The 26,199-nt window shown below is 57.4% G+C and carries 16 protein-coding genes and 1 tRNA gene; 4 read left to right on the top strand and 13 right to left on the bottom strand.

The annotated features are described in order from the left end of the window. Window positions 1-104 precede the first annotated feature (104 nt). From H8274_RS01515 to H8274_RS01500, 4 genes are all read right to left on the bottom strand, one after another. Window positions 105-6,137: a Rib/alpha-like domain-containing protein gene (locus H8274_RS01515; RefSeq protein ID WP_185933648.1), complete on the bottom strand. Its 6,033-nt coding sequence runs from the start codon at window positions 6,135-6,137 to the stop codon at window positions 105-107. Between the two features lie 1,005 nt (window positions 6,138-7,142). Continuing rightward, window positions 7,143-7,216: transfer RNA gene (locus tag H8274_RS01510), tRNA-Pro, on the bottom strand. Between the two features lie 61 nt (window positions 7,217-7,277). Further along, window positions 7,278-8,414 (bottom strand): metallophosphoesterase, encoded by a 1,137-nt coding sequence (locus tag H8274_RS01505; protein ID WP_185933647.1) that lies wholly within the window; start codon window positions 8,412-8,414, stop codon window positions 7,278-7,280. 193 nt (window positions 8,415-8,607) lie between these two features. Continuing rightward, window positions 8,608-10,872 carry a transglycosylase domain-containing protein gene (locus tag H8274_RS01500; protein ID WP_185933646.1) on the bottom strand — a complete coding sequence of 755 codons (2,265 nt, stop codon included), beginning with the start codon at window positions 10,870-10,872 and terminating at the stop codon, window positions 8,608-8,610. A 357-nt stretch (window positions 10,873-11,229) separates the two neighbouring features. On the opposite strand from H8274_RS01500, the gene H8274_RS01495 reads away from it, so the two are divergent. Next, complete coding sequence (locus tag H8274_RS01495; RefSeq protein WP_065415050.1) at window positions 11,230-11,568, top strand: WhiB family transcriptional regulator; 339 nt, start codon at window positions 11,230-11,232, stop codon at window positions 11,566-11,568. 199 nt (window positions 11,569-11,767) lie between these two features. Beyond that, window positions 11,768-12,241, top strand: a complete 474-nt coding sequence (locus H8274_RS01490; RefSeq protein ID WP_185933645.1) for a RidA family protein — start codon at window positions 11,768-11,770, stop codon at window positions 12,239-12,241. Window positions 12,242-12,327: 86 nt separating this feature from the next. Here the strand turns inward: H8274_RS01490 and H8274_RS01485 are convergent, their stop codons facing one another. The 3 genes from H8274_RS01485 to H8274_RS01475 all read right to left on the bottom strand — a co-directional run bounded on the left by H8274_RS01485 (window position 12,328) and on the right by H8274_RS01475 (window position 15,621). Further along, entirely contained in the window at window positions 12,328-13,254 is a 927-nt protein-coding gene (locus H8274_RS01485) for a cation diffusion facilitator family transporter (protein ID WP_049619522.1), read from the bottom strand. Between the two features lie 4 nt (window positions 13,255-13,258). Then, window positions 13,259-14,404: a 3-dehydroquinate synthase gene (gene aroB / locus H8274_RS01480; protein ID WP_083078470.1), complete on the bottom strand. Its 1,146-nt coding sequence runs from the start codon at window positions 14,402-14,404 to the stop codon at window positions 13,259-13,261. A gap of 506 nt (window positions 14,405-14,910) precedes the next feature. Continuing rightward, on the bottom strand, window positions 14,911-15,621 hold the full coding sequence (locus H8274_RS01475; RefSeq protein ID WP_185934419.1) for a TrmH family RNA methyltransferase: 711 nt from the start codon (window positions 15,619-15,621) through the stop codon (window positions 14,911-14,913). A gap of 477 nt (window positions 15,622-16,098) precedes the next feature. On the opposite strand from H8274_RS01475, the gene H8274_RS01470 reads away from it, so the two are divergent. Continuing rightward, window positions 16,099-17,094 (top strand): hypothetical protein, encoded by a 996-nt coding sequence (locus tag H8274_RS01470; RefSeq protein WP_049619519.1) that lies wholly within the window; start codon window positions 16,099-16,101, stop codon window positions 17,092-17,094. Between the two features lie 130 nt (window positions 17,095-17,224). On the opposite strand, the gene H8274_RS01465 is transcribed toward H8274_RS01470, so the two are convergent. Continuing rightward, a complete protein-coding gene (locus H8274_RS01465) occupies window positions 17,225-17,995 on the bottom strand; it encodes an SDR family NAD(P)-dependent oxidoreductase (RefSeq protein WP_185933644.1) in 771 nt (256 codons plus the stop codon). Between the two features lie 166 nt (window positions 17,996-18,161). Between H8274_RS01465 and H8274_RS01460 the strand changes: the two genes are divergently transcribed. Continuing rightward, complete coding sequence (locus tag H8274_RS01460; RefSeq protein WP_049619518.1) at window positions 18,162-19,010, top strand: exodeoxyribonuclease III; 849 nt, start codon at window positions 18,162-18,164, stop codon at window positions 19,008-19,010. A 289-nt stretch (window positions 19,011-19,299) separates the two neighbouring features. On the opposite strand, the gene H8274_RS01455 is transcribed toward H8274_RS01460, so the two are convergent. The 5 genes from H8274_RS01455 to H8274_RS01435 all read right to left on the bottom strand — a co-directional run bounded on the left by H8274_RS01455 (window position 19,300) and on the right by H8274_RS01435 (window position 26,075). After that, complete coding sequence (locus H8274_RS01455; RefSeq protein ID WP_049619517.1) at window positions 19,300-20,073, bottom strand: HAD-IIA family hydrolase; 774 nt, start codon at window positions 20,071-20,073, stop codon at window positions 19,300-19,302. Window positions 20,074-20,151: 78 nt separating this feature from the next. Further along, entirely contained in the window at window positions 20,152-21,510 is a 1,359-nt protein-coding gene (locus H8274_RS01450) for an L-serine ammonia-lyase (protein ID WP_256332543.1), read from the bottom strand. Between the two features lie 43 nt (window positions 21,511-21,553). After that, a complete protein-coding gene (gene serS / locus H8274_RS01445; protein ID WP_185933643.1) occupies window positions 21,554-22,834 on the bottom strand; it encodes a serine--tRNA ligase in 1,281 nt (426 codons plus the stop codon). A 226-nt stretch (window positions 22,835-23,060) separates the two neighbouring features. Next, complete coding sequence (locus tag H8274_RS01440) at window positions 23,061-24,524, bottom strand: D-serine ammonia-lyase (protein ID WP_185933642.1); 1,464 nt, start codon at window positions 24,522-24,524, stop codon at window positions 23,061-23,063. 150 nt (window positions 24,525-24,674) lie between these two features. Continuing rightward, on the bottom strand, window positions 24,675-26,075 hold the full coding sequence (locus H8274_RS01435; protein ID WP_185933641.1) for a GntT/GntP/DsdX family permease: 1,401 nt from the start codon (window positions 26,073-26,075) through the stop codon (window positions 24,675-24,677). Window positions 26,076-26,199: the final 124 nt, after the last annotated feature.

Raw genomic sequence — 26,199 nt, 5'->3', positions numbered from 1 at the left:
GCGCGAAGCGGGCGCCACCTAGAACTCGGCGCTACCTAAGCTGAGGCGCCACCTACTTTGAGCTATTCATTTGATAGCTGTCGGACTACTTGCCAGGCTACTTGTTACTTGCGCTTGTTGCGGCGAACCAACGCTACACCAGCCACAGCAAACAGTGCTGCGATACCGGCCAAGCCAGCTACATCGCTACCCGTGAAGGACAGCTTGCCACGCTTCGGCTTTTCTGCCGGCGCTTGTACCTTAGCCTTCGGAGCCTTTGCCTTTTCCGTAGCAGCCGGCTGGTTCTGCGCGGACTGATCCGCTGCCGGGGCGGAGGGCTCCGCCTTCGGCGTCGTATCTGCCGGTTCGGTAACCGTAACCTTGACGGTCACGGTTTCCTGAGAACCATCCGGGTACGTAACCGTGATCTGCTTTTCAATCACAGAACCAGGCTTAGCATCGGCCGGAACCTTTACGCTCACCTTGCCAGTAGTCGGATCAACCGTAACGGTGTCGTCACCAGCAGGACCAGCAAACTTCGTGCCCTTAGGCAGGTCGGCAGTCTGCGGAACGTCTACGGTATCGCCCGGCTTGCCCGAAGCGTCACCGTAAACCGGCTGATACTTGTCAGCATCCGTCTGTACCGGGGTCGGTTCGGCAACCTTGACCTTGACGGTCACGGTTTCCTTAGAACCATCCGGGTAAGTAACCGTGATCTGCTTTTCAATCACAGAACCAGGCTTGGCATCAGCCGGAACCTTCACGGTCACCTTGCCAGTAGCCGGATCAACCGTAACGGTGTCATCGCCTTCCGGACCAGCAAACTTCGTGCCCTTAGGCAGATCGGCAGTCTGCGGAACCTCTACGGTATCGCCCGGCTTGCCCGAAGCATCACCGTAAACCGGCTGATACTTATCGGCATCCGTTGGCTGCTTCTCCGGTTCGGTAACCGTTACCTTCACGGTCGGCTTATCTTGCGAAGCATCCGGGTAGGTAACAGTGATTTCCTTGGTGATCTCGGTACCGGGCTTGGCATCAGCCGGAACCTTCACGGTCACCTTGCCCGTAGCCGGATCCACCGTCACGGTGTCATCGCCTTCCGGACCAGCGAACTTCGTGCCTTCCGGCAGCTTCGTATCACCAGTCTGGTCCACGGTCACATCCGCACCAGGCTTGCCAGAAGCATCGTTGTAGCCAGGCGTGTGCTTTTCAGCATCCGTAACCACAACTTCAGGTTCAGTTACCTTCACCTTCACGGTCGCCTTATCTTGCGAACCATCCGGGTAGGTAACAGTGATGTCCTTAGAAATCACGTCACCGGCCTTGGCATCAGCCGGAACCTTCACGGTCACCTTGCCAGTAGCCGGATCAACCGTCACGGTGTCATCACCCTCAGGACCAGCGAACTTCGTGCCTTCCGGCAAGTTCTTATCACCAGTCTGATCCACGGTCACATCCTCACCAGGCTTACCAGACGCTTCGCCGTAACCAGGCGTGTGCTTATCGGCGTCCTTCGCAGCCGGTTCAGAGACCGTGACCTTGACCGGGATGGTTTCTTGCGAGCCATCCGGGTAGGTAACGGTGATTTCCTTGGTGATTTCGGAACCAGGCTGAGCATCAGCCGGAACCGTAACCTTGACTTCACCAGTCTTCGGGTCAACCGTCACCGAAGGATCGTCCTTCGGGCCAGTAAAGGTCGTGCCTTCCGGCAGTTCCTTATCACCAGGAACCAGCGGCACAGTCACTTCCTCACCCGGCTTACCAGAAGCATCACCATAGCTCGGGTTGTGCGTATCCGCATCGGTCGGAACAACCGTAACCTTCACCGGAACAGTTTCTTGCGAACCATCCGGGTAAGTAACAGTGATGTCCTTAGAAATCACGTCACCGGCCTTAGCATCAGCCGGAACCTTCACGGTCACCTTGCCAGTAGCCGGATCAACCGTAACGGTGTCATCGCCTTCCGGACCAGCAAACTTCGTGCCTTCCGGCAGCTTCGTATCACCAGTCTGGTCCACGGTCACATCCGCGCCAGGCTTACCAGAAGCATCTTCGTAAGCCGGGTTGTGCGTATCCGCATCGGTCGGAACAACCGTCACCTTCACCGGAACAGTTTCTTGCGAACCATCCGGGTAAGTAACAGTGATGTCCTTAGAAATCACGTCACCGGCCTTAGCATCAGCCGGAACCTTCACGGTCACCTTGCCAGTAGCCGGATCAACCGTAACGGTGTCATCGCCTTCCGGACCAGCAAACTTCGTGCCTTCCGGCAGCTTCGTATCACCAGTCTGGTCCACGGTCACATCCGCGCCAGGCTTACCAGAAGCATCTTCGTAAGCCGGGTTGTGCGTATCCGCATCGGTCGGAACAACCGTCACCTTCACCGGAACAGTTTCTTGCGAACCATCCGGGTAAGTAACAGTGATGTCCTTAGAAATCACGTCACCGGTCTTGGCATCAGCCGGAACCGTAACCTTGACTTCACCAGTCTTCGGATCAACCGTCACGGTGTCATCGCCTTCCGGACCAGCAAACTTCGTGCCTTCCGGCAGCTTCGTATCACCAGTCTGGTCCACGGTCACATCCGCGCCAGGCTTACCAGAAGCATCTTCGTAAGCCGGGTTGTGCGTATCCGCATCCTTGGGCTCAACCACGAACTTCGCGGTGAGGTTATCAGTGCCGCTGTTATCGGGATAGGTCACCACTACCGGAACGGTAACTTCCGTGCCGGCCTGTTCGAGTGCAGGGGTGAGAGAGACGACGCCGGTCTGCGGATCTACGGCTGCGCCTTCCGGAGCGCCTTCACCCAGGGCGAAGGTGGAGCCTTCCGGTGCAGCTTCGGTTTCCTGCTTGTCCTTCGTGGATACGACGTCAAACACAGGAGCAGCAGACTTTGCTTCTTTGCCAACCTTGGCCGGCGTATCAGCGTAACTACCGTCGTAGATCTGGCTCAGGGAGCAACCGGAACCATCAACCTTCACGCCCGCGGGGGTACCGGGGCACAGGTCGGTGGCATCGGGCACGCCGTCGCCGTCCGAATCGAGCTGGAAGGTAGCTTCAATATCGTCCGCCGCGGAACCCGTACCCGGGTATTCCACGTGAACCGGAACCTTCAACTCTTGACCTTCCACACCTTCTGCGGCAGTGGTAACGGTAACTTCGCCAGTGGCCTTGTCAATCGCCACATTCCAGCCCTTGGGGGCAACGAAACCGTCAGCGATGGAGTAGTTAGCAGCAGCCGGAGTGTCGCCTTCGTAGCTCGGGGTGGACTTTGCGGTTTCCCCAGGCTTGACGAGCGGCGATTCCTTGTATGCCGGCTGGTAATCGATCGGCTCAGCAACCTTGACCTTGACCGGGATGGTTTCTTGCGAACCATCCGGGTAGGTAACGGTGATCTCCTTGGTGATTTCGGAACCAGGCTGAGCATCAGCCGGAACCGTAACCTTGACTTCACCAGTCTTCGGGTCAACCGTCACCGAAGGATCGTCCTTCGGGCCAGTAAAGGTCGTGCCTTCCGGCAGTTCCTTATCACCAGGAACCAACGGCACAGTCACTTCCTCGCCAGGCTTACCAGACGCATCACCATAGCTCGGGTTGTGCGTATCCGCATCCTTCTTCCCGACGACGAAGTTTGCCGTCAGGTTGTCGGTACCTCCATTATCCGGATAGGTAACAACAACCGGTACAGAGATCGTCTTCTCTGCATCATCGAGAGTCGGCGTGTAGCTGACCTCGCCAGTGGTTTCGTTAACCTTGGCGCCAGCCGGAGCGTTCGGGCCGAGCGCGAAGGTCGAACCCTTAGGAGCCGGATCAGCTTCCTTGGCGTCCTCGGTCTTCACATTATCGAAGACCGGAGCAGCCGAAGTAGCTTCCTTGCCGATGTTGGCCGGAGTATCCGTGTAGGACCCTTCGAGCTTCTGGCTCAAAGAGCAACCGTTTTCGTCAACTTTCTGACCCTCCGGAGTTTCCGGGCACTTGTCGAGCTCGTTGGGTACTCCATCGTGATCATCATCGACAATTTCCGGCTTCGTGATGTTGAGCGTAACGGTATCGGTGTGCTGCTTAACGACGTCGGCAGGATTCTTGCCGATATACACCTTTTCGCTACCATCAACATTCACACCTGCAGGAAGGACTACATCGTAGGTGACCTTCACATCGGCATAAGGACTCTGATCCGAAGTGCCTTCCGCCGGGGTACCCGTGATGGTCTGTGTTTCGGGATCAAACTTCAGGCCCTCAGGCAGGTTAGTAACCTGCATGTTCTGAACCGAGGCACCTTCCGGAAGACCTTGCGGTTCAACCTTCTGGCTGTATTCCTTACCCTCTTGTCCGTCGGCTAGCGGCGAATCGGTGATGATGATCGTGTATTCGACCTTCTGCGTACCCGAAATCGGATCCGCACCCGGAACCTCAACCGTGTACTGCCGAGTCAGCGTCACCGGGTAGGTGCCTGGCTTGGTGGGTGTGCCAGAAATAGTGCCAGTCTTCGGATCGAGTTCCAATCCTTCGGGCAACGGGTTTTCCGTGGTGTAGTCACCGCGCGAAACCTTTGCATCCGACTTCTTAGAAACCGTGAGTTCCAAATTCGACGGCAGGTTGTATTCGTCCCCTACCGAACCAAGCGGTGCGGCCGGCGTCGGTAGCGCCGTGAAGGAATCGATACCGAAAGGCTCCGAAACCTTCCCATCTTTGGTTACCGCCCGAATAGTTGCAGTATAGGTACGAGACTTCTCGCCTTGAGAGAAGGCATCTTCCGGTACGGTGAGCGGGCACGACTCAAGCGTGCCATCCTGGTTCGGCGGAACCATTTCACACGATTTTACTTCGACGGTCTTTGAGCTACCGTCCGGCTGAGGTTCTTCAGTGGTCCACGTAATCGTGTAAGTACGATCCGGGTCAAACTTATAGCCCAGGCCGGTCGTCTTAGTTTCCGCAGTGTCACCAATCTTGGCGAAGTTGACGTTGGAATCATACGGCGTCACATCAAAGCGAGGATCGCTCGGCTGCAAAACGAAGTTGTAATCGTAACGTTCCTGGAAACCAGGGTTACCAACGCCCCAGACGTTCTGAGTAGAAACATTCACGAAACCAGTGCGAGGCGTCGCGCTAGCAATTTCAACACCTTCTGCATTCTCAGCGGTCAGGGCGAAGTAATCGAAGTTGATGTGCTTCGAAACCAGAGCGCCAGCAGTCCACCAACCGTCGGCAGGGCTGTTCGCAAGCTTGTGGAACTTTCCCTCGGAAACAATGCCCTTCTCGGTTGCACTATTACCGAAAGTACCCTTGAATTGCAGACGGTACGTGCCGTCAATACCGGTAGTCGCGGTCGCCGTTTCGGCGATCCACTTTTCCTTGCCTTCGCGCGCAATCTGCGTCTGAATCCAAGTCTGAAGCTCGGCTTCATCCTTGTCAGTCCAGCCAGACTCGCGAGCTTTGCGCCCATCTTCGCTCGTGAAGTGATCGTTAATGTAGTTAACCCCGTAATCGCTAAGATACGATCCGGTAACGCGCAGGCCTGGCGCCCATGAATCCTCGGGATTCTTTGCCGCCCAGGTAGTCGGCGTAACCCCATAGCTCGAAATGATGGAGTCAACTCCGTACTGCCACATGGCGCGACCACGAATCTGGCCGTACGCATCTTTAGTCACATCCGAAGTGTCTACCAGGTTCTCACTACCCGCATCTAGGTGCCACTGCTCCCGATTCGGATTGGCCTGGTAGAAAATGGATACGGGCTTGATCTCATTCGTGCCGACTAGGAAGTTGGTACCACCCTGCAGTTCATAGGCGTCAGTCTTCGGGAAAATCTGCCGATTTCCCCACGAGTACTGCACCGAGTACGAGGACGGATCAGGATTGTCGGACCAAACGCGGAACTTCTCGCCCTCGGGCAGATTCGGATCCGCATCGAAAGTATGAACAGCACCATCAGCACCCAGGAAGGGCTGCATGATAATGCCCCAGTTGCCCTGATCATCAGAAACCGACGTATAAACGGGCGATGCAACACCATGCTCGAACCACTGTGCATATACACGTACGCCCTTCAGCGGAACCTTACCGGTACTGAAGATGAGCGGCTTGGCGTCAGAATTAAGTAGGCTTACCGTGCCCGAAATCGTATTCGGAGTGTCGGTACTACCGGGAGAGTCCACCGAATTCGGGACAGATCGAACATCTGTCTTATCCGTAGGAGTGAGATTAGCGTGAGCACCTCCCCGGGGCTGCGCATAGGCGGCCGCGGGCAACCCAAAGCCCGTACCTACCAAAGAAGCTACAGCGAGGAGGGCTAGAGATCTTCTAGCTCTTTGCCGCCGCGCTTTCGGCTTTTCTTGCATATTTCCTCCATATTTTTGCAAACACCTTCCAACTGGCGGTTTTGCGCGCCAAAATCCGGAAGGGGGCGCGTCGTTCGCTTCTCGGGTCCGAACTCCCGGGAAGCAGCTCAAGGCCGTGCCGAGCCTCGAAAAACGTGCCAGTGCGCTATCCCAACCTCGAAGGTGTATGTAAAAATTTACGCGGCATTCAGCCATTTCACAGCAGTTCTTGAGAACTTCACATTCGCGGATTTAATCAATGCTTACGTTAGTTTTCAGGCTCTTTCGGCGCCACTTCGCCATTTAGGTTTGTAGGCATGGGACTTTCGACCCCGCGCACAGTAAGCAAACTCACACATCTGTTAGGCAGGAGAAACCTTCCCAATGAGCCCGGCTTAGCATTAGGTGACGCGCCGCAACCCTTAAGGCATTGCCCGGCCGCACGCCCCAGGCGTATGAAATAACAAGCCGATATTTGCGCTGGTAGGCCGGCAGATTACCTGGAAGACAGTATTGCAATCTGTACGTCACTGAACTACACGCTAGCCCCTAAATCCGCATAACCAGTAGTGGCTGGAGCCCCGCTTATATTTCACATTTGTGCAGACGCTTAGCAGCAGTGATGCAGATCGCGAAAAGGGTTTACGGCGGGACTTTTGCCCGGTTCGGGGCGAGAGAACAGATTTTATTTACAATGCGATAGAGGAACCATGCGGGCCGGCCTTATAGGCTTATACGCCGCCTAGGCCTTATACGCCTATACGCCACACCTACACCCCGATTGCGCGCCGGCGTGGAAAACAAAAAAGGGAAACCGCGTTTTTCGCGATTTCCCTTTATCTGTCGGGGTAGCGGGATTTGAACCCACGACCTCTTCGTCCCGAACGAAGCGCGCTACCAAACTGCGCCATACCCCGATTGGCAACTCATACATAATAACTAAGAGAAGCCGAAACGTAAAACCCTGAGCTATGAGATCTAGCGCACCGTTGCCCGAATTTCGAGTAAAACGGCTTCCGGTTGCCGAAACGCCCGGAAGGGAACAAATGGGGAAGTGCCGATACCCGTTGGCGTATTCACGTACATTTCCCCTTCCAGGCTGACCACTCCCCCATCACCGCGCACGGGTTGCGCACCCGTATCTGGCCAGGAGAACAGCCCGGAATCCAGGCGGTTCACCAGATCGCAGTTCGTGGTTAGAGCACCGATCACCGGTAAAGCCAACTGGCCGCCATGCGTGTGCCCGGCAAATACGAGATCGCGGCCATCAGCCAGCATGGCGTTCAAAGTACGCGTGTAGGGGGCATGCGTGAGCCCCACGTACAGATCTGCTTTCTTATCAGCAGCTTGCGATTTTCCATCCACGCCGGCTACGAGAGACTGCCCTTCTGAGAAAGCCACCCCTTCCGCAAGGTGCGGTGTAGCTTCCGGGAACCGGTCGCGGCCAATATGCGGATCGTCTACACCTACCAGATCAATCTCCCATCCGGCGGCTTGCAGGCGCCCGCGCTGGTTATTGGCGTTGAGCCAACCATAGTTTTCCAGGCGTTCGGTGAGTTCTTGATATGGCAGATCTGGGAAGCGCCGCGGTGCCTCGGTTGCTGGCTCGGCGGCACGCGAAGAGTGCTGATAGCGAGCTTTATCCAAATAACTGAGCGGATTTTTAGGACGTGGCGAGAAGTAGTCATTGGAGCCATACACGAAAGCACCGGGAATCCCCGCAAAGGGCTCTAGCGCATACAACAAAGAATCCAGTGCATCTGGAGCAGCCAGCAGATCACCGGTAAGCACTACGAGATCCGGATCCTGCGCGGCCAAACTCCGCACAAATGCAATCTTCTTGCGCTGGGTGGGTACCAGGTGAATATCGGTCAAGTGCAAAACCCGCAAGGGGCGCTCCGGCACTAACGGCTCCTCTTCGCCGGTGTGCTGCCCAGCCTCGCCGTTTTCCGAAGAACTCGCCCGATTATCCGATGCGCCTTCCCGCATAAGCATAAGAGTGCGTTGCCGCAAACAATACGCCCGGGCCTCCACATAGGCCCCGGCCAGCACGCCCAGCCCGGCTACCACTCCGGCCCCAAGTAGGCGGCCACACCCCTTACGCGAGAAAACCATGCACTTCCTTTCCCTGTGTTACTCGAGTTCCCTGTGTTACTCGAGTTCCCTGTGTTACTCAAGTTCTGTTAGCTGCTTTATTTCCATACCGTTAGCCGTTGGCCACTTCCGGCCTTACCGCCGCTACCGTTTCAGTTTCGGTGCCGTTGGTTGCTTCCGGGCTTGGTGAATCTAGCCATCCATTCTTAGAAGGCTAGTTACTTTCGACTTTGGTGCCCTCTGCGCCATTGCCGTTATTTTCCCAGTTTTCGGGATCTTCCGCCGGCTCTGGAGCAGCATTATCCGGTTCCTCAACTGCCGGTTCTTCGGTCGCTTCTTCGTGCTCTTCTTCCGCTGGCGCCTCATAATGTGGCCGCGTCGGAATATTAGGCTGGCTGGGCGCCGGGAAACTTGCCGGCGGCACCCCTTCCAAAGATTGCGAAGTGTATTCGGAGAAGATCATGGCCGGGAACAAACCACCATAAACTTCGCGGTAGAACCGCCCGTTGATCGTGGAGTTGAGCATTGAAATATTGCCTTCGATATGGCCCTGCCACACGGCGGTAGCCAGTTGCGGCGTATAACCCACGAACCACGCGTGCCAGTCATTATTCGCGGTACCCGTCTTACCAGCTACCGGGCGGCCATCCGCCAGCCGCGCCTTATCACCGGTAGCCCCGGGCGTCACCACACCCTGCAAAACCTTAGTGACTTGCCGGGCCACATCTGGTTCCAAAACCTGCTCGCATTTCGGAGAACGCTTGGAAATCACGTTCCCGTCCTGATCCTCGATGGTCGTATAGCTCATCGGATCGCACCGCGTACCATCATTGGCCAGCGTCGATACGGCCACGGCCATCGAAAGCGGCGTAGCTTCATTCGCGCCCAATACCAGGGAGGGCCCGTAGTTCCATTCCGCATCCGGATTTCCCAAACGCACGCCCATCTTTTCGGCGTCGTTAATAATATCGCACAGGTCGAGTTGCATCGCCATGTGGGCGGCGCCGCCGTTGATCGAGTTCTTGATCGCGTATTCGACGGTATTTGCACCGCCCGGCCAGCCCAGGTTAGAAACCCGCCAGCTGGTCATTGCCGAACGCGGGGAACACGAAGCCTTGAAAGTACCGGCCGGGAAAGTAGTATCCGCATTCAAAGAGACCACATCTTTCCCGCTATGGCCAGCGCGGATCCATTCCACCAGAGTGAAAATCTTGAAGGTGGAACCCGTTTGGAAACCAGAACCGCCACCCATGGTCTTACCCACGTTTACATTCACTTGGGTCATGCGATCATCAGTTTCATTCGGCGTACCCCACCGGGTGTTTTGCACCATCGCCACGATGTGCCCGGTACCCGGTTCGATGGAAGTCAGCGAGGCCTCAATACCCGAAGGATCATCCACCGGCTGATGCTTGGTTACCGTATTGAAAGCAATTTCTTGCTTCTTCGGATCCAAACTAGTGCGAATAACCAGGCCGCCCCGGTACAGCTGGCGGGTACGGTCGGCAGCGTCCTTGCCCCAAGATTCGTCTTGCAACAAATCCTTGACCACGTATTCGCAGAAGTACGCGGAATTACCGGCCGCCCCGCACCCGGCTACCTGCCGCGAAACGTGCAAAGTATCTTCCACGGGAACGTTGACACCGGCGTCGTACTCTTCCTGAGTGATATAACCATCACGCAACATGGTGGTAAGAACAACGTTACGACGTTCGAAAGAATTATCCGGATGCTTTACCGGGTCCCACTTCGCCGGGTTCTGAGTGATCCCGGCGAGCGTGGCCGCCTCCAGGTAGCTGAGGTCTTTCGCGGACTTGGAGAAATAGTATTGCGCCGCAGTTTCCACGCCGTACTGGGAGGGGCCGAACTGAACGAGGTTTAGGTATCCGGTGAGGATTTCGTCTTTCGTCATCGTCTTTTCGACGGCGATAGCGTACCGGGCTTCGTTAATCTTTCGGGAAAGGGTTTGCTCCGTGGCGGTTTTGACTAAGTCGTCGTCCCCGAGAGTGCGGCCTTGCTCCACCAAAGAATTCTTCACGTACTGCTGGGTGATCGAAGAACCACCCGAAGTACCACCCGAAACAATATTGGAGAAGAGGGCGCCGAGGGTGCCCTGCACGTCAATCCCGTGATGCTCGTAGAAACGCCGATCCTCAATCGCTACCGCCGCGTCTTTCATCGGCTGGGAGATCTGATCGGAAGAAACCACGATCCGGTTCTCCGCATAGAACCGCGCAATCACCGAACCATCCGCCGCCAGCAACACGGACTGTTCCGAAGGTTCGGTGAAACCGAGATCATCTGGAACATCTTCGAACACACCGGTTATCGCATTAGCGGCGGTACCGGCCGTCATGGCAAGCGGGAGGATGAGGCCTGCTACAAGCACGCCTCCTCCCGCGATTGCCAAAATAAGAGCCAGCAGCAAAGTGCCGATCTGGCGTCCCGTAGCCTGCCGAGGTGGACGGTTATTTACCATAGTCTCAAGAATACGTGCCTGCGCCGCGAAAAGGGAGGAAGCCCGCGAGCCAGCTACGCCATATTTTCTAGTGATTCTGTACTGTAAAGTACAGTAAGAACGCCGCTAGGCCAGGTTACGGGCTACAGAAGGGTATTTTTTGTGGTTTCACACTCCACCCTCAGCCCATTTATTGGCACCATTGCGGGTGTACAAGTAAAGTAATCAACCAGGGCGTTTTGCGTGCAGTATTTAGCTCTCTCGCGTTCGGATAGGAATTGCCGGGCGGCGCCGCGATAGCGGTTTTTATTATCTGCGTGCCGTTGATAATTGTTTACATATGGTTGGCTAAGTAGGGAAGAGGACGGTTTGAGTAATATGGGGCAGCTGTCTCGGCATACCGACTGGGCATCCCATGCCGCGTGTGCCGCGAGCGATCCAGATGCGCTTTTTGTGCGAGGTGCTGCGCAGCGCCAAGCTCGCCAGATCTGCTTCACCTGCCCGGTACGCCTGCTCTGCCTAGCCGATGCCCTCGATAACAATATGGATTTTGGCGTGTGGGGTGGCATGACGGAACGCGAAAGGCGGGCCCTCCTACGCAAGTTCCCGCATGAAACAAACTGGTATCGCCACATTATGGAAGGCGAAGATGAGCTTTCCCGCACCCTGCGAGAAGGCCCGGCCGAAAAACCTGCCCGCCGCAACCGGCGGCGCTAACCAAGCAGCTACCCGCGCGTCATAAGCGGCGCCAACTGAGCAGCCACCCGCCCACCATGAGCAGCGCTAACAAAACATCTCCGCGCTCACCATGAGCGGCGCCAACAAAACAGCTCCGCGCCCACCATAATAGGTACATGAATATAGCCCTATAGAACACCTGTGGGGCATCGAAGAAATTGAGCGGATAGGAGTTTTTATGGTTAGTGTTTCGCAGCGTTTGCAAGAACTGGATATTGAATTGCCGAACGTTCCGGCACCGGTTGCCGCATATGTTCCGGCCAAAACCGACCGCGGCGCGGGTAAAGTGCGCACCTCCGGCCAGTTGCCTTCCACGAATGGGAAGCTCGTGGCCAGCGGCAAAGTAGAGCCAGGCGAAGCGGCCACGGCAGCTGGCTATGCCCGGGTTAGTGCGCTGAATGCTTTGGCCGCGGCCGCGCAAGCCGCCGGTGGGGTAGATAACCTAACCGGAGTGGAACACCTGACGGTATTTGTAGCTTCCGCGCCAGGCTTTACCGAACAACACGTGGTTGCCAATGGGGCTTCCGAACTGTACGGAGAGATTTTTGGGGAAGCCGCCGCCCATACCCGGTCTGCGGTTGGAGTAGCCGTGTTGCCGCTCGACGCCCCGGTAGAAGTGGAAGCAGTATTCACGGTACGGGCCCAAGCCTAAGCACGGGGTAGTGCGGCGGCCAAGCCTAAGCTCGAGGTAGTGCGGCGGCCAAGCCTAAGCACGGCGGACAGCGGCGGCGCGCCGCCTTAGCAGTCCCTGCGGGGTTCGTGGGAGGAATGGACGGCCGGTTCGAATTGGAAGGTCGAGTGTTCGACGTCGAAATGATCCTGCAAGCAATCCTGCACTTTATCCAATAGGTGCGGGAGCCGGCCATCGTAGAAAGCTTCGTCTTCTACCACGATGTGTGCGGAAATTACCGGGAATTCGCTTCCCACCGACCACAAATGCAGGTCGTGCACGGCCAGCACGCCTTCCACGCCCGTAATATGTTCGCGCACTTCGGCCACGTTAATATCTGCGGGTGCGCCTTCCAAAAGCACGTGCCCGGCGTCGCGCACCAAACCCCACCCGGCATGCAACATCAAGAAAGCAACGATAAGCGAGGCGATCGCATCCGCGTGCACCCACCCCGTGGTCACAATGATCACGCCAGCTACCGCCGTACCAATAAAACCGTACAGGTCCGTAAGAATGTGCTGGTAGGCGCCGCGAATATTGAGAGAATCGCGATTGGCACGGGCTAGCAGAGCCGTGGCCCCAACATTTACCACCACGCCCGCGAGCGCTGTGATCACCACTGCCCACCCGGAAACTTCCGGCGGGGCAAAGAACCTTTGCACCGCTTCCACCACGATGATTACGCCCAAAATAAGCAGCGTGGCACCATTGGCCAGTCCGGAAAGGATTTCCGCGCGCACCAAACCGAAAGTCCAGCGTTTAGTGGCGGGGCGGGTAACCACGTGGCTCACCCAAATCGCGATGGCGATCGCCGCGGCGTCCGTGAGCATGTGGGCGGCGTCGGAAAGCAAAGCCAGGGAGTGGGAGGCGAAGGCCACCACTACTTCCCCGAGCATAAAGACCACGAGCAGGATTAATGCGCCCCACAAGTAACGCCGATCTGCGTCTTGGCTCACGCCGTGTGAGTGGGCGTGCTCGGCATGGTTATTCCCCATAGTTTTATTTACCTTTCGGTTGTGCTTCCAAAAATTCGCGGATATCTGCAACGGGAATTACGCGCGCATAGGAACCATTTTCGAAGGTCTGCATGGCACCGATGCCGCGTTGGAATACGAAGCGGACCTGCCCGCCCAAGGATTTTTTATCGTGCCCCATGGCGGCCATGATGGCGTCCACGCTCACCCCGGCCGGGATTTCCGTGGGCAAGCCGATAGCCAGCAATAGTTTTTCAATCCGCTCTGCTTCGGTAGCGGTGAGGTAGCCAAAGCTGCGCCCCAAACGCGCTTGCAAATTCAGCCCTACCGCCACGCATTCGCCGTGCGCCCACGTAAAACCGAGCGCGGCTTCCAAGGCTCGGCCGATCGTGTGCCCCAAATTTAGGGCCATGCGCCGGTTACCTTCGGTAACGTCTGACTGCACGAAATCCTGTTTAATTTCGGCGTTGCGAAGCGCTGTGTAGTGGGCCAGTTCCGCTTCCCGCACGAACTGTTCCGGGGTGAGTTTGCGGGTTACGAAAGCATCTTCGAGGCGGGCGAAAAATTCGGCATCCGCGATGCACGCGTGTTTCACGGTTTCGCCCAAACCGTCCCGAATTTTCGGGGCGTCTAGCGTGAGCCAAGTTTCAAGGTCAATAACGACGCCGCACGGCTGGTGGAAAGCCCCGATAAGATTGGTTGCGGCCGGTGTATCAACCGCAGTTTTCCCGCCAATAGCCGCATCGGCCGCACCCACGAGCGTGGTCGTATAAGAAACATAGGGCACTCCGCGCGTGAAAGTGGCTGCCACGAAACCGGCCAAATCGGTGACTACTCCGCCACCTACCGCGAGCACTACGGTATCCCGGTTATAGCCAGCGGCCAGCATTTCATCTTCCAGGCGTTCCTTCGTGGCCCGGGTTTTGGATTTCTCCCCGGCCGGGAAAGTAAACAGTTGTGCGGGCCGGCCCGCCGCGGCCAGCGCCTCCATAATCTCGCCGCAATAATTTTCTGCCACGGTGGAATCGGAAATTACGGCGATGCGGCGCTGTGCCAAATCGGGTTGAGCGAGCACCTGCAACAACTCGGGCAGTACGTGGCGTCCAATAATGAGCGGATAGGATTCGTCGATCTGCCGCTGCAATTCAATAGTGATTCGCGTTGCTCCCACGTAAATCCCTTCTATTCCGGTTCTCTTCCGGGGCTTTTCTTCCGGGGTTCTTTTCCCGGTCTTCTTTTCGGATCTTCTTTTAGGTTCAACCTGGTTTTTGGGTTCCGGCCTGGTTTCAGCCGTGGCCCGGTTTTGGGTTCCGGCCCGTTACCCAGGCCGAGCCTGTTGTCCAAGCGCGACCCGGTTTCGGGTTCTAGCCTGTCTCCAGGCCGGGCCCGGTTTCAGGTTCACGCCTGTTTCCAGGCCGAACCCGATTAGCAGGTTGAACAATGATGGTTATGTGCACCGATCTTAGCCGGCGGGCCGCCCGGTGGCGGTGGCGCAGGCCAATATGTGGCGCGGTAGTTACTGCGCAGTGCTTGTTTATGCAGATGCGTGCTGCTTGCAGGGTTTGCTTGTGCAGATACGTGAGCCTTTGCAGGCCGCCCGGGGCGGATCTACGTGTGCCCACCGTGAGCCCGCTCTCCCCCGGCCAGATCTACTTGCGCGCGGGCGGCCTAGCGGGCCTAGTTGCGCGCGGCCTGGTGTTGGAGCGACCAAGCAAACATGGCGATTGCCGCCGCGGCCGCCACGTTTAGCGAACGGGTGGAACCGTACTGGCTGATCTCTACCGCGCTATTGCAAAGCTCTAGCAATTCCGGGGAAATCCCGGCCGATTCTTGCCCGAATACGAGCACGCACTGCGCCGGTAAAGCCGTGCTCTCAATCGGTGTGGCTCCTTCTTGATTATCAATGGCCACGAGTTCGTAGCTATTCTCTTGCGCCCACTGTGTCAGTTCGGCAGGTTCGCGGTGATAATGCATATTCAGATAGCGGTCGGTGACCAAGGCCCCGCGCCGATTCCACTTATGCCGGCCCACGATATGCACGCCGGCTACATTGAAAGCATTTGCGGAACGCACAATCGAACCAATATTGAGATCGTGCTGCAAGTTCTCAATCGCAATATGCAGCGGGGCGCGGCGCGTATCCAGATCAGCCTTGATTGCCTCTACCGTCCAATACCGATATTCGTCGAGCACATTCCGGTGATCACCGGCCGCTAACAGTTCCGGGTCAAGGCGCGGATCTTCCGGCCACGGCCCCACATACGGCCCCACACCTACCGTGCGGCGCTCCCCATAAGGCGAACCACCACTCGCCGGTTGCACACCGGGCGGCAAGTCCGCACCCGCGACCGTATTGGCGAAGGCCCCCGTTTCTGCATCCGGAGTCAAGCCCGCTTTCGGGCCCGGGGTGCCCGCTTCGGCGCCCCCGGGGCCTGCGGCCGTGCTTTCCGGATTTACTGACTGCTTTCCTTCCGAATTTTCCACGCATTCCAGCCTAGACGATGCGCCCGGCCCCTACGCCGTACCAATTTCGCGGAATTGGTAGCCGCGTGGAGGCGGCAGCGTTTTTCGCCCTAGTGTTACCGACGCCGCAAGTACGCTTTGCGTTCCACGCACAGTTTTCCGCGGTGTGCGGCGTCGGCACTAAAACGATTCCGCATTTTGCGTTCGGCTTCGCATTTCCGCAGAGGGGCGGCGTCGCGTAGGATATTGCACAGGTAGTAACGCAAAATCCGGAAGGCACCGCGGGAAGTTTTCACCGGCACCGCAAGTGTAAGCGCCGCGGGAAGTTTTCACCGGCACCGCAAGTGTAAGCGCCGCCGGAAGCTCCGCACGAAACACCGGAAACTCGGGGAAGGCACAGCAATGGCGAAGCTCAAGAAAACCTTGGCGGTGGGAGCCGCGGCACTCATGGGGCTCAGCGGTTGTGCGAACACGGGGAGCGGGGAACTGTTCGAAACCGCACAAGCCCCGGCCGCGCAGGGCACCTTCCCGCGTACCGCCACCGATGAAGCGCAGAACCTGCCAAGTTTCGAAGACGCGGCAAACTACCAGCTGGTGGAAGGTGAAGCGGCCCAGCAAGTTATTGACCAAATACTTCAGCGCACCAAGGCCGACGCCGCGCAGTGGCCTACCACCACCGATATTTTTGCCCGTTCCATGGCAACTTCCACGGTCACCACTTTTGAATACACGGACCCTACGGTCGGTTTTGTTTCCGTATCAATCCCGGTGGAATACGAAGTTGATGCACAAGCAAAAATTATGCGCACCACGATAGACATGAATTCCCTGGCCGATATTCCCGTCGATTCGCTAGGTGAGGCATCCGGGCAGGATCTGTATATCGAGGGTTATCTTGCCGCTACCCCGGACGGGCAGGTGAAGTTGTATGCGAAAGCCTTGGGGATGTGGATGAAGGGAACGCTTTCCGCCACTGATTTCGATCGTTTACTTAGTGAAAGTGGCAGCCTTGCCGTGCCTAGTTCGGGCGAGCTCGATTTGTTCGCCGATCCGGCTCTCTACCAGGTGAAAGAAAACGCGGAGGCGTATCTGATTAGCGGGCCTGTGAGCCCGTTCGTCCTCGAAAGCATGAAAGATGCAGAAGCCCAGGGCATGAAGATTTCCGGGGCTGATTCTTCCATGCAAATCCTGGTAAATAAGGAAACTTTCGAATCCGTAGGCGTTTCGTACACTTTTCGAGGTACCGAGGTTGATGGTAATGCGTTTTCGTTAACGACGACGAGCGTGTACGACCAAACCGCCACCCCGCAGATTGTTTTACCGGCCGAAGCCGAAAACGGCACGGAATTCCCGGGCGAAGAAATCTTCAACTCCATTATGGGAGCCACGGCGCTGTAAGTACCGGGCAGGGTGTTGCCTGACTCTAAGCACCGGGCAAGGCGCGGGCTCTGCTCGGTGTGGGCCGGCAGCTACCCAACCCTTCGGCGGCAAACGGCCGTAGGTGGGCACGCGCTGTGCGTGCCTGTGGTTACTTCCCGCGACCGGAAAGGCCTGGTCCCGCAAATTTGCGAACCAAATTGCGCGGCGCCAAGCGAGTTATACCGGCAGCGGTCTTATATAGCAGGCTGGGAGTTACCAGCACCCGGCGCCGCCGGCAAGCTTCAAGGGCAGCATTCACCACTTTTTCGGCAGGTATGAAAGCAATCTCCGGCCACTGCGTACTATCTACAGCCGAACGCCGATGGAAATCAGTGTGAATCAGGCCCGGCATGACCGCGGTTACCGATACTCCGTGCGGGGCCAGTTCTACCGCCAAACCCTCCGAAAATGTTCGCACCCAGGATTTATGGGCCGAATATGAACCTTGTGCGGTAAGGGCGGTTAGTGAGGAAACATTGATAATGCCACCGTAGCCGCGCCGGGAAAACTCGCGGGCCGCATAGTGGCAGGTGATCATTACGGCTCGCACCATTACCGCGAGCGCATTTTCTTCCTGTTCCAGGCTGCCGGTAGCAAAATCTTGCCCTAATCCGAAGCCCGCATTGTTTACCAGCAAACCGATCGGGCGGGCCGTATCGGCTACGCGTTCACCCACGCGGATGGCGTCTTCCCGCTTAGCGAGGTCTGCCGGGAAAACCTCTACCTGTACATTTGCCACCTGCCGGATTTCTTCCGCCACGGTTTCCAAAGCTTCCCGGTTGCGGGCCACCAAAACGAGGTCATTACGTTCTGCAGCCAGCTGCCAGGCAAATTCGCGGCCCAAACCGGAGCTCGCGCCCGTAATCAATGCTGTTCCCATACGGTTAAGCCTAGCCGCCCATACCCGCCCGGCGCGCACCCGCGCCGGTACCTTAGCCCGCGCGGGAACCTTAGCTGTGCAGTTGCCCTAGCCGCGCGGGCACTCTAGCTGCGCGGGCACGAGCTAACCGATAGTCCTAAAATCCTGGTGCGGCTAGGATGGGCGCGTGCGCATTGCTACGTGGAATATCAATTCAGTGCGGGCCCGCACCGAACGGGCCCTGGATGTTTTAGACCGCTGGGACCTAGACGTGCTTCTCCTCCAGGAAACGAAATGCCGGCCGGACCAGTTCCCGGTTGATGCTTTTGCGGCAGCCGGGTACGAGGTAGCTGCGGCAGGCCTGAACCAGTGGAACGGGGTGGCTATCATTTCCCGTGTTGGGATTTCTGAAGTGCAAACCCAGTTCCCCGGCCAACCGGCTTTTGCGAAACAAGATGCTAGCGGTGCTCTGCTGGCTACTCCCGTGGTGGAACCGCGGGCGATCGGCGCGCGGGTGGGCGGTACCGAGAAGGAAACCGGCATCGAGGTGTGGAGTATTTACGTGCCCAATGGCCGCGCTTATGGGGATCCGCATTTCCACTACAAACTGGAGTTCCTAGAAAAGCTGAATACAGCCGTCAAGGCAGAGTTGGCGGCGCGCCCGCAAGCCCGAATTTTGTTGGGCGGGGATTGGAATGTGGCCCCAGAAGATACGGACGTATGGGATCCGGAACTGTTCGCGCAAGAAATAAAGATGTATACGAGCGCGGAAGAACGCGCTGCTTTCCATGCCTTCGGGCAAAGCCAAGGGGCGGCACCCGGGCTGGTGGAACTGAGCCGCCAGGCAAGCGGCGCCCAATACACTTTCTGGGACTATCAGCGGCTGCGTTTCCCGAAAAATCACGGAATGCGGATTGACTTCGCGTGGGCTAGCCAGCCCCTCGCCCAAGATTTTTCGGCGGCCTGGATCGATCGCGAAGAACGCAAAGGTAAAGGTGCTTCCGACCACGTGCCCGTTATTCTCGAGTTCACGTAAATACGCCGGACTAGGGGCCGGTTTGTATAGCCGGGCTAGGGGCCGGTTTGTATACAGGTTTGGCAGAGACTAGAAAGGCGCCAGGCTAAGGGCCCGGCGCCGCAGCACAATCAGAAAGCCACCCGCTAGCAAGCTATCCGCTAGCAAGCCACCAGCCAGCAAACTATTTGCTAACAGGCCGGAGCGTGCAAGCTATTTGCTAACAGGCCGGAGCGTGCAAGCCATCCGCTAGCAGGCTGGGAGCGTTCTGGCCAGCTAGCTGGATGTTCGCGAATTAACACGTTGTGAGCTAGAGAAGCTCCACGATATCGGCGATCGAATTACGAATGTAATCGGGCCGGTAGGGGAACTTTTGCACGTCTTCTAGCGTGGAAGAACCGGTAAGCACCAAGTGCGTTTGCAAGCCGGCTTCCATACCGCACAAAATATCCGTATCCATCCGGTCGCCTACCAAAGCGGTTTCCTCCGAATGGGCGCCTACCAAGTTCAGGCCGGCCCGTAGCATTACCGGGTTCGGTTTGCCTATGTAATAGGGCTTGCGGCCGGTAGCAGCAGTAATCATGGCAGCTACCGCACCCGTGGCCGGAATCGGGCCGTGCTCGGAAGGCCCGGTCACATCCGGATTGGTGGCAATGAACCGCGCTCCTTTTTCAATGAGCCGGATCGCCGTGGTCAAAGACTCGATCGAATACGTGCGGGTCTCCCCCAACACCACCACTTCCGGGTTCACATCGGTCATAATGAAACCCACGTTGTACATCGACGTCGTCAACCCGGCTTCTCCCACCACGTACGCCCGCTTATTCTCCACCTGCTGGGCCAAGAAATTAGCGGTAGCACTCGCGGAAGTCCAAATGTTTTCTTCCGGCACCTGCAAGCCTGCGGCGTGCAGACGCGCGGAAAGATCGCGCCGCGTGAAAATCGAGTTATTGGTGAGCACCAGGTAGGGGTACTCCTTTTCCTGCAAAGTCTCAATAAATTCGACGGCGCCCGGCAGTGCAACCTCTTCGTGGATCAACACGCCGTCCATGTCCGTCAACCAATTCTTGATTACACGTGTCATACCTCAAGGATACGGGGTTAATCCCAAATTCTGGGTAAATGGGAGCTAATCGGCGCCCGGCTGTGCGCCACAGCTCGTTTACGCACACGGCACGTTGCGGGCGAGCCCGCCCAGGGAAGTTTCCCGGTAGTCCGGGTGCATGTCCTTGCCGGTTTCGTACATGGTGGTGATTACGGCGTCGAGCCCTACCATGGGATCGGAATCTCGCAGCATGGCCAGCGCGGCCGCGTTCACGGCTTTCACCGCGCCCATAGCGTTGCGTTCAATGCAGGGCACTTGCACTTGGCCATTCACCGGGTCGCAAGTGAGGCCAAGGTTGTGTTCCATCCCGATTTCGGCGGCATTGCACGCTTTTTCGGGGTCGGCGCCGCGCAGCTCAGCATAGGCAGAAGCGGCCATGGAACAGGCCACGCCCACTTCCCCTTGGCAACCAACCTCCGCCGCAGAAAGCGAAGCGTTCATTTTGTAGAGCGCGCCAATCACCGAAGCGTTGAGGAAAAACCGGCCGCGGCTTTCTTCATCCGTGGGGCCGAAGAAAGCATCATAGTAAGCGAGCACAGCAGGGCACAGCCCGCACGCCCCATTCGTGGGCGAAGTGACCACGCGCGCCCCGGCCGCATTTTCTTCATTGACCGCCATCGCGTACACGTTCAACCACGACATTGCGAGCAGCGGATCACTTTTATCCCGCTTCTTGCTGATGCGTTCGTAGAGGGCTTTGGCCCGGCGCGGCACCTGCAAAGGCCCGGGTAAGGGCCCTTCCACGCTGGTGCCGCGGCGAATATTTTCTTGCATTACGTTCCAAATGGCCCGCAAATGCGCCCGCACCTCTTCCGCCGGCCGCACCGCTATCTCATTGCGCCACTGCATCTCCGAAATGGAAATACCGTCCCGTTCGCAAAATGCGAGCACGTCTGCCGCACTGTTATACGGGTAGGGCACTTCCACTTCGTTTACCGCGGGCGCCCCGAAATGTGCCTCATCCACCGTGAAGCCCCCACCGATCGAATAGTACGTATTCGCATACAGTTTTTCGGTGCCCGCATACGCGGTTAGCGTGACCCCGTTTTCATGCAAAGGTAGAGTTTCGGTGCGGTAGCGAATCGCTTCTTCCGGGAAGCTCACTTCTTGCGTACCGGCCAGTTTCAACCGGCCGGTAGCCTGCACTTGTGCCATGAACTGCGGGATAGCGTCCACATCCACAGTTTCCGGTTCTTCGCCGGCCAAACCCAGCGTGATCGCCAGGTCAGTATTGTGCCCCTTTCCGGTGGCGGAAAGGGAACCGTAAAGGTCGACGACGGCGCTATCCACCCGTGTGAGCAAGCCTTGCTCTTGCAGCTCATCTACGAATTGTTTGCCGATCTTCATCGGGCCGAGGGTGTGCGAACTAGAAGGCCCAATCCCGATCTTGAACATGTCAAAAACGCTGACAAACAATGTTTATCCTCCCGAAAGCGAAAAGCACTCCCTCCTGTTTAATTTATTCTTCCCGGCCGAGCGGTTCTACTACTTCCAGGCCGCCCAGGTAGGGCCGCATTGCCTGCGGAATGTAGAGGCTACCGTCTGCCTGCTGGTGGTTTTCAAACATGGCCACGAGCCAGCGGGTAGTAGCCAAAGTGCCGTTGAGCGTGGCTACTGTTCGCGTACCTTTTTCGGTACGTTCCCGAATATTGAGGCGCCGGGCCTGGTAGGTAGTGCAATTCGAAGTAGAAGTTACTTCCATATAGCGTTGCTGGCTGGGTAGCCAAGCTTCGCAATCAAACTTTTGTGCGGCAGAAGAGCCCAAATCCCCCGCTGCAATATTGAGCACCTGGATCGGCAGTTCTACCTTGGCCAACATTTCCTTTTCCATCGCCAAAAGCTTTTGATGTTCAGCTAGGGCGTCTTCCTGCCGGCAGAATACGAACATTTCCACCTTATTGAACTGGTGGACGCGGATGATTCCGCGCGTATCCTTCCCGTAGGAACCCGCTTCCCTGCGGTAGCAGGCCGAAAATCCGGAGTAACGGAGGGGGCCGTTCGAAAGGTCGATGATTTCATCCTTGTGGTAGCCGGCCAAAGCTACTTCCGAAGTACCCACCAAGTATTGATCGTCCGCATTCAGATAGTAGATTTCATCCGAATGTTCGCCCAAGAAGCCGGTGCCGGCCATAATATCAGGGTTGACGATCGTAGGCGTATTCATGAGCAGATAGCCGTGCTCGTGAGCTTGGTCCATGGCCATATTGAGCAGCGCCCATTCCAGCCGGGCCCCGATCCCCTTCATGTAGTAGAAGCGCGAACCGGATACCTTAGAACCGCGGGCCATATCGATGGCGTCAAAACCTTCGGCTACGTCTAGATGGTCTTTCGGCGTGAAACCTTCCGCCGCGAAATCACGTGGCGTACCAATAGTTTCGATTACTTCCGATTTGGTTTCATCACCGGCCGGCACGCCTTCCAGGATCGGGTTTTCGATCACCGAATTGGCATGCACATAGGCCTTTTCGGCTACATCCGCAGCTTCTTCGAGTTGCTTGACGCGTTCCGAAAGTTCCTTGGCCCGGGCAATGATTGCCGGCCGTTCCTCTTGGGACGCCTTGGAGATAGAGCGAGATACTTCGTTTTGTTCCGCACGCGCGGTTTCAAAAGCATTCAGCGCGGCCCGGCGCGCTTCATCGGCTTGCAACAAGGCATCAACCAGTGCCGGATCGTTGCCGCGCTTTTCCTGCGATTGACGAACTGCATCCGGGTTTTCCCGAACGAGGCGAATATCAAGCATGTTTCTCCTTTGTGCGTCCGCGGGTGGCTATAAGTGCCCCTCTGGGCTCAACTGCGATATAGCCACCCGCCTAGCTGTATTCATACCACTTTAGCGCGCCGGCCCGCCCGGCGCCGCGAATCAGTCCGCGCGCCCAGGCACTTTCCTGCGTGCGTGCCCGGGCACTTTCCTGCGTGCGTGCCCGGGCGACGCCGTTCCGCGCCGCCCGGCGCAGCAAAGACGCCGTTTAGAGCAAAGATTTGCCGCGGCTAATGTAATCGTCCATTTCAGCTTGGGGCACCATATTGCCGCCCGTCACCCAACCCAGATGGGTGGCCCGGGCCAGTTTTTCGGGCGTGAGCCCGAGGCGTTCCCGGTAAGCGGTAGCGGCTTCCCCACTGCCAAGAAGGTGTGCCGGGCCGGCAAAAGCCGTGGCTGATGAAGGTTCCATGCGCAGGTTTTCGGTTTCGGCACAGAGAGCCACGAGCCGGTACATTTCGGCGTCGTCCACCGTATAGTAACCATCCACCAGGTACTGCATGTGTTCACCCACGAAAGCGGAAGGCCGCCCGCAGGCCAAACCATCTGCCGCGGTCACATTATCGATCCCGAAATCGTGCACGGAAACTTTATCGTGCTGGCCCGTCATTACGCCGATCAGCATGGACGGGCAGTGGGTTGGTTCGGCAAAAATGCAACGCACAGCTTCTCCGAACACGGACTTCAAACCGAAAGCCACGCCGCCCGGGCCCCCACCTACCCCGCACGGCAAGTAGACCAACAGCGGGTGTTCTTCATCCACCGTAACTTCGAGGGCTTGCAGCTGGCCGGCCAGCCGCAAGCCGGAAACCGCATATCCCAAGAATAGGGAGGTGGAATTTTCGTCGTCCACGAAGTACATGGAAGGATCCGATTCGGCTTGTTTGCGGCCCTCCGCAACGGCGACCGAATAGTCCGATTCGTATTCGACCACGGTAACGCCGTGCGCGCGCAATTTATCTTTCTTCCACTGCCGGGCATCGGCAGACATGTGCACAAACGCTTGGAAGCCGAGCTGGGCGCTCATAATCCCAATGGAAAGACCGAGATTTCCGGTAGAACCCACGGCCACTTTGTACTGGCCGAATACTTCCCGCGCGGCCGGCGTATCCAGGGCGCGGTAATCGTCCGTTAGTTCTATCAGCCCGTGTTTGAGCGCAATATCTTCGGCATGTTTGAGCACTTCATACACGCCGCCGCGGGCCTTAATCGAACCCGAAATCGGCAGGTGTGAATCCAGTTTCGCCCACAACTGGCCCGAAATTTCCTGGCCGTAGTGGGTTTCCAAGCGCGCCTTAAAATCTGGTACGCATACCAGTGGGGATTCCAAAATCCCGCCCGTAGCCCGCGCCTCCGGGAACACCTGCGCCAAATAAGGCGCCCAGCGTTGGAGCCGGCGCCGCGTATCTGCCACATCCGCCGCGGATAGACCCACGTGCTCCAATCCTTCCGCAACACCGGTGACCTTCGGGTTAAACCACGCGGTCTCCTGATAGTCCATGAGCGTTTCCAGAAGCGGATATTCGGCCACCCACGCGGAAAGGTCTTTGCCAAGTACCTGCTGCGGAGCGGAGTTCGCCTGGTTGGGTTCCGGGTTAGCGGCGGTATTAGCGGCAGCGGGCGAAGCAGCGTTCGCGGAGCTGGATTCCGGGGTTTGTGGTGTTTGCGTCATGAGAGTTTTCCTTTCTAGTTCTTGGTTCTTTTGCGCCCTTATGCTTTTGTGCTTTGCGTTTTGCCTCTTTGTACGATGCGCCGGTTATCTACCGGCGATAGCGGGTACGACGCCGTCCGGGCGTGCCAGATACGGTGGCGGCCGGCGTCGTCATATAACTAGGTGCAAAATAAGCACCCCGCCGAGGGCGACCACGGAAGCGATCGTGGTACCAACGGTGAGGGTTTGCAAGGCCCGACCTACCGAAATCCCCATGTATTCCTTGTACAGCCAGAACAGCGAATCCGTAACATGCGTGAGCCCCATCGCCCCGGCACCCACCGCCAAAACCAGCACCGCCGGATTCAAATCCGGGTTGGTAGTGAGCATCGGAAGCACAATCCCGGCCGCGGAAATCATCGCCACCGTGGCCGAACCGACCGCAAAGTGCAAAACCAGCGCGATCAGCCAGGCAATAATCACCGGGCTTACCGGCAGGTTTCCGAGTGCTTCCGCCAAAGCCGGCGCCACTCCCGATTCGGTAAGTACCGCATTGAAAGCCCCGCCCGCACCAATAATTAGCAGCACGCCCGCAATCGGCCCGAAAGAAGAATCCGTTACTTCCGAAAGCTGACTGAGCGAAGCACCCCGGTGCAATCCCAGCGACCAATAGGCGAAAAGCGTAGAGACCAACAGCGCAATAATCGGGTGCCCTACCAGTGCAAAAGCTTGTTGCAAGGCATGCGTCTCCGGCAGCGTGGCCTCGGTAATAGTCTTGCCGATCATCAAAAGCAACGGCAGCAAAATCGTAAATAAAGTAATCCCGAAGCCGGGTAGCTCCCGCGCCGGGGTTTGCGGCGCAGCGTGCCGTCCGCTGCTTTCGGCATGGATTTCAGCCTGGTTTTCGGCAAGGGATTCGGCACGGATTTCGACTTTGGCTTCCTGGCGCGCGAACCAGCGGTCCGCGAAGCGCATGTACAGCGGCCCGCCAATCAGCGAAGCCGGCAGGGCCACGAGCAGGCCGAGCATAATTACCTGGCCAATATCGGCACCCAAAGTATTAGAAATTGCGGTGGCGGCCGGGTGGGGTGGGAGCAGGCAGTGTACGCACATGAGCGAAATAATTAGTGGCACGCCGATACGCAACTTGCTCATTCCAGCCTGGCGGGCCACCACGAAAACGAGAGGCACCAAAAGCACAAAACCGACCTCCACGAAAACCGGGATGCCGGCAATAATTCCCAACAGGGACATAACTAGCGGGGCACGTTTTTCTCCGAAAACACGCAGCATAGTGTTTGCGAGCCGTTCCGCACCGCCCGAAACTTCCAGCATTTTGCCAAGCACAGCCCCAAAGCCAATAATCAGCACCAGGAAGCCGAGCGTGCCACCCACGCCGGTTTCTAACAGGTCGCCCACGTCTGAGAGTTTCACGCCGGTAACGAGGGCGACGGCGATGGCAGCAATCGTCAGCGCGATCGAGCCGTGCATTTTGAGGACAACAATCAGAAAAACAATGAGCAGGATAGCGGCTATCAGCACGCCCACTAGTCCCGCGGTAGAAGTCACCATAGTGCCTCCTTCTTCTTCGAAAGCGGTCTGGTTTGTGGCTTAGAGCCTATTCGCCAGGCCTCATTTTTCTCAGACTTTAGTCCTGCTTGTTTACTACCTGCTAAACGCCGCGTGCCACCAACCC

Origin of the sequence: Actinobaculum suis (genome assembly GCF_900618115.1) — a bacterium.
Lineage (GTDB): Bacteria > Actinomycetota > Actinomycetes > Actinomycetales > Actinomycetaceae > Actinobaculum > Actinobaculum suis.
The sequence above is the reverse complement of the archived record's forward strand: the minus strand, read 5'-3'. Positions and strand labels throughout refer to the sequence as shown.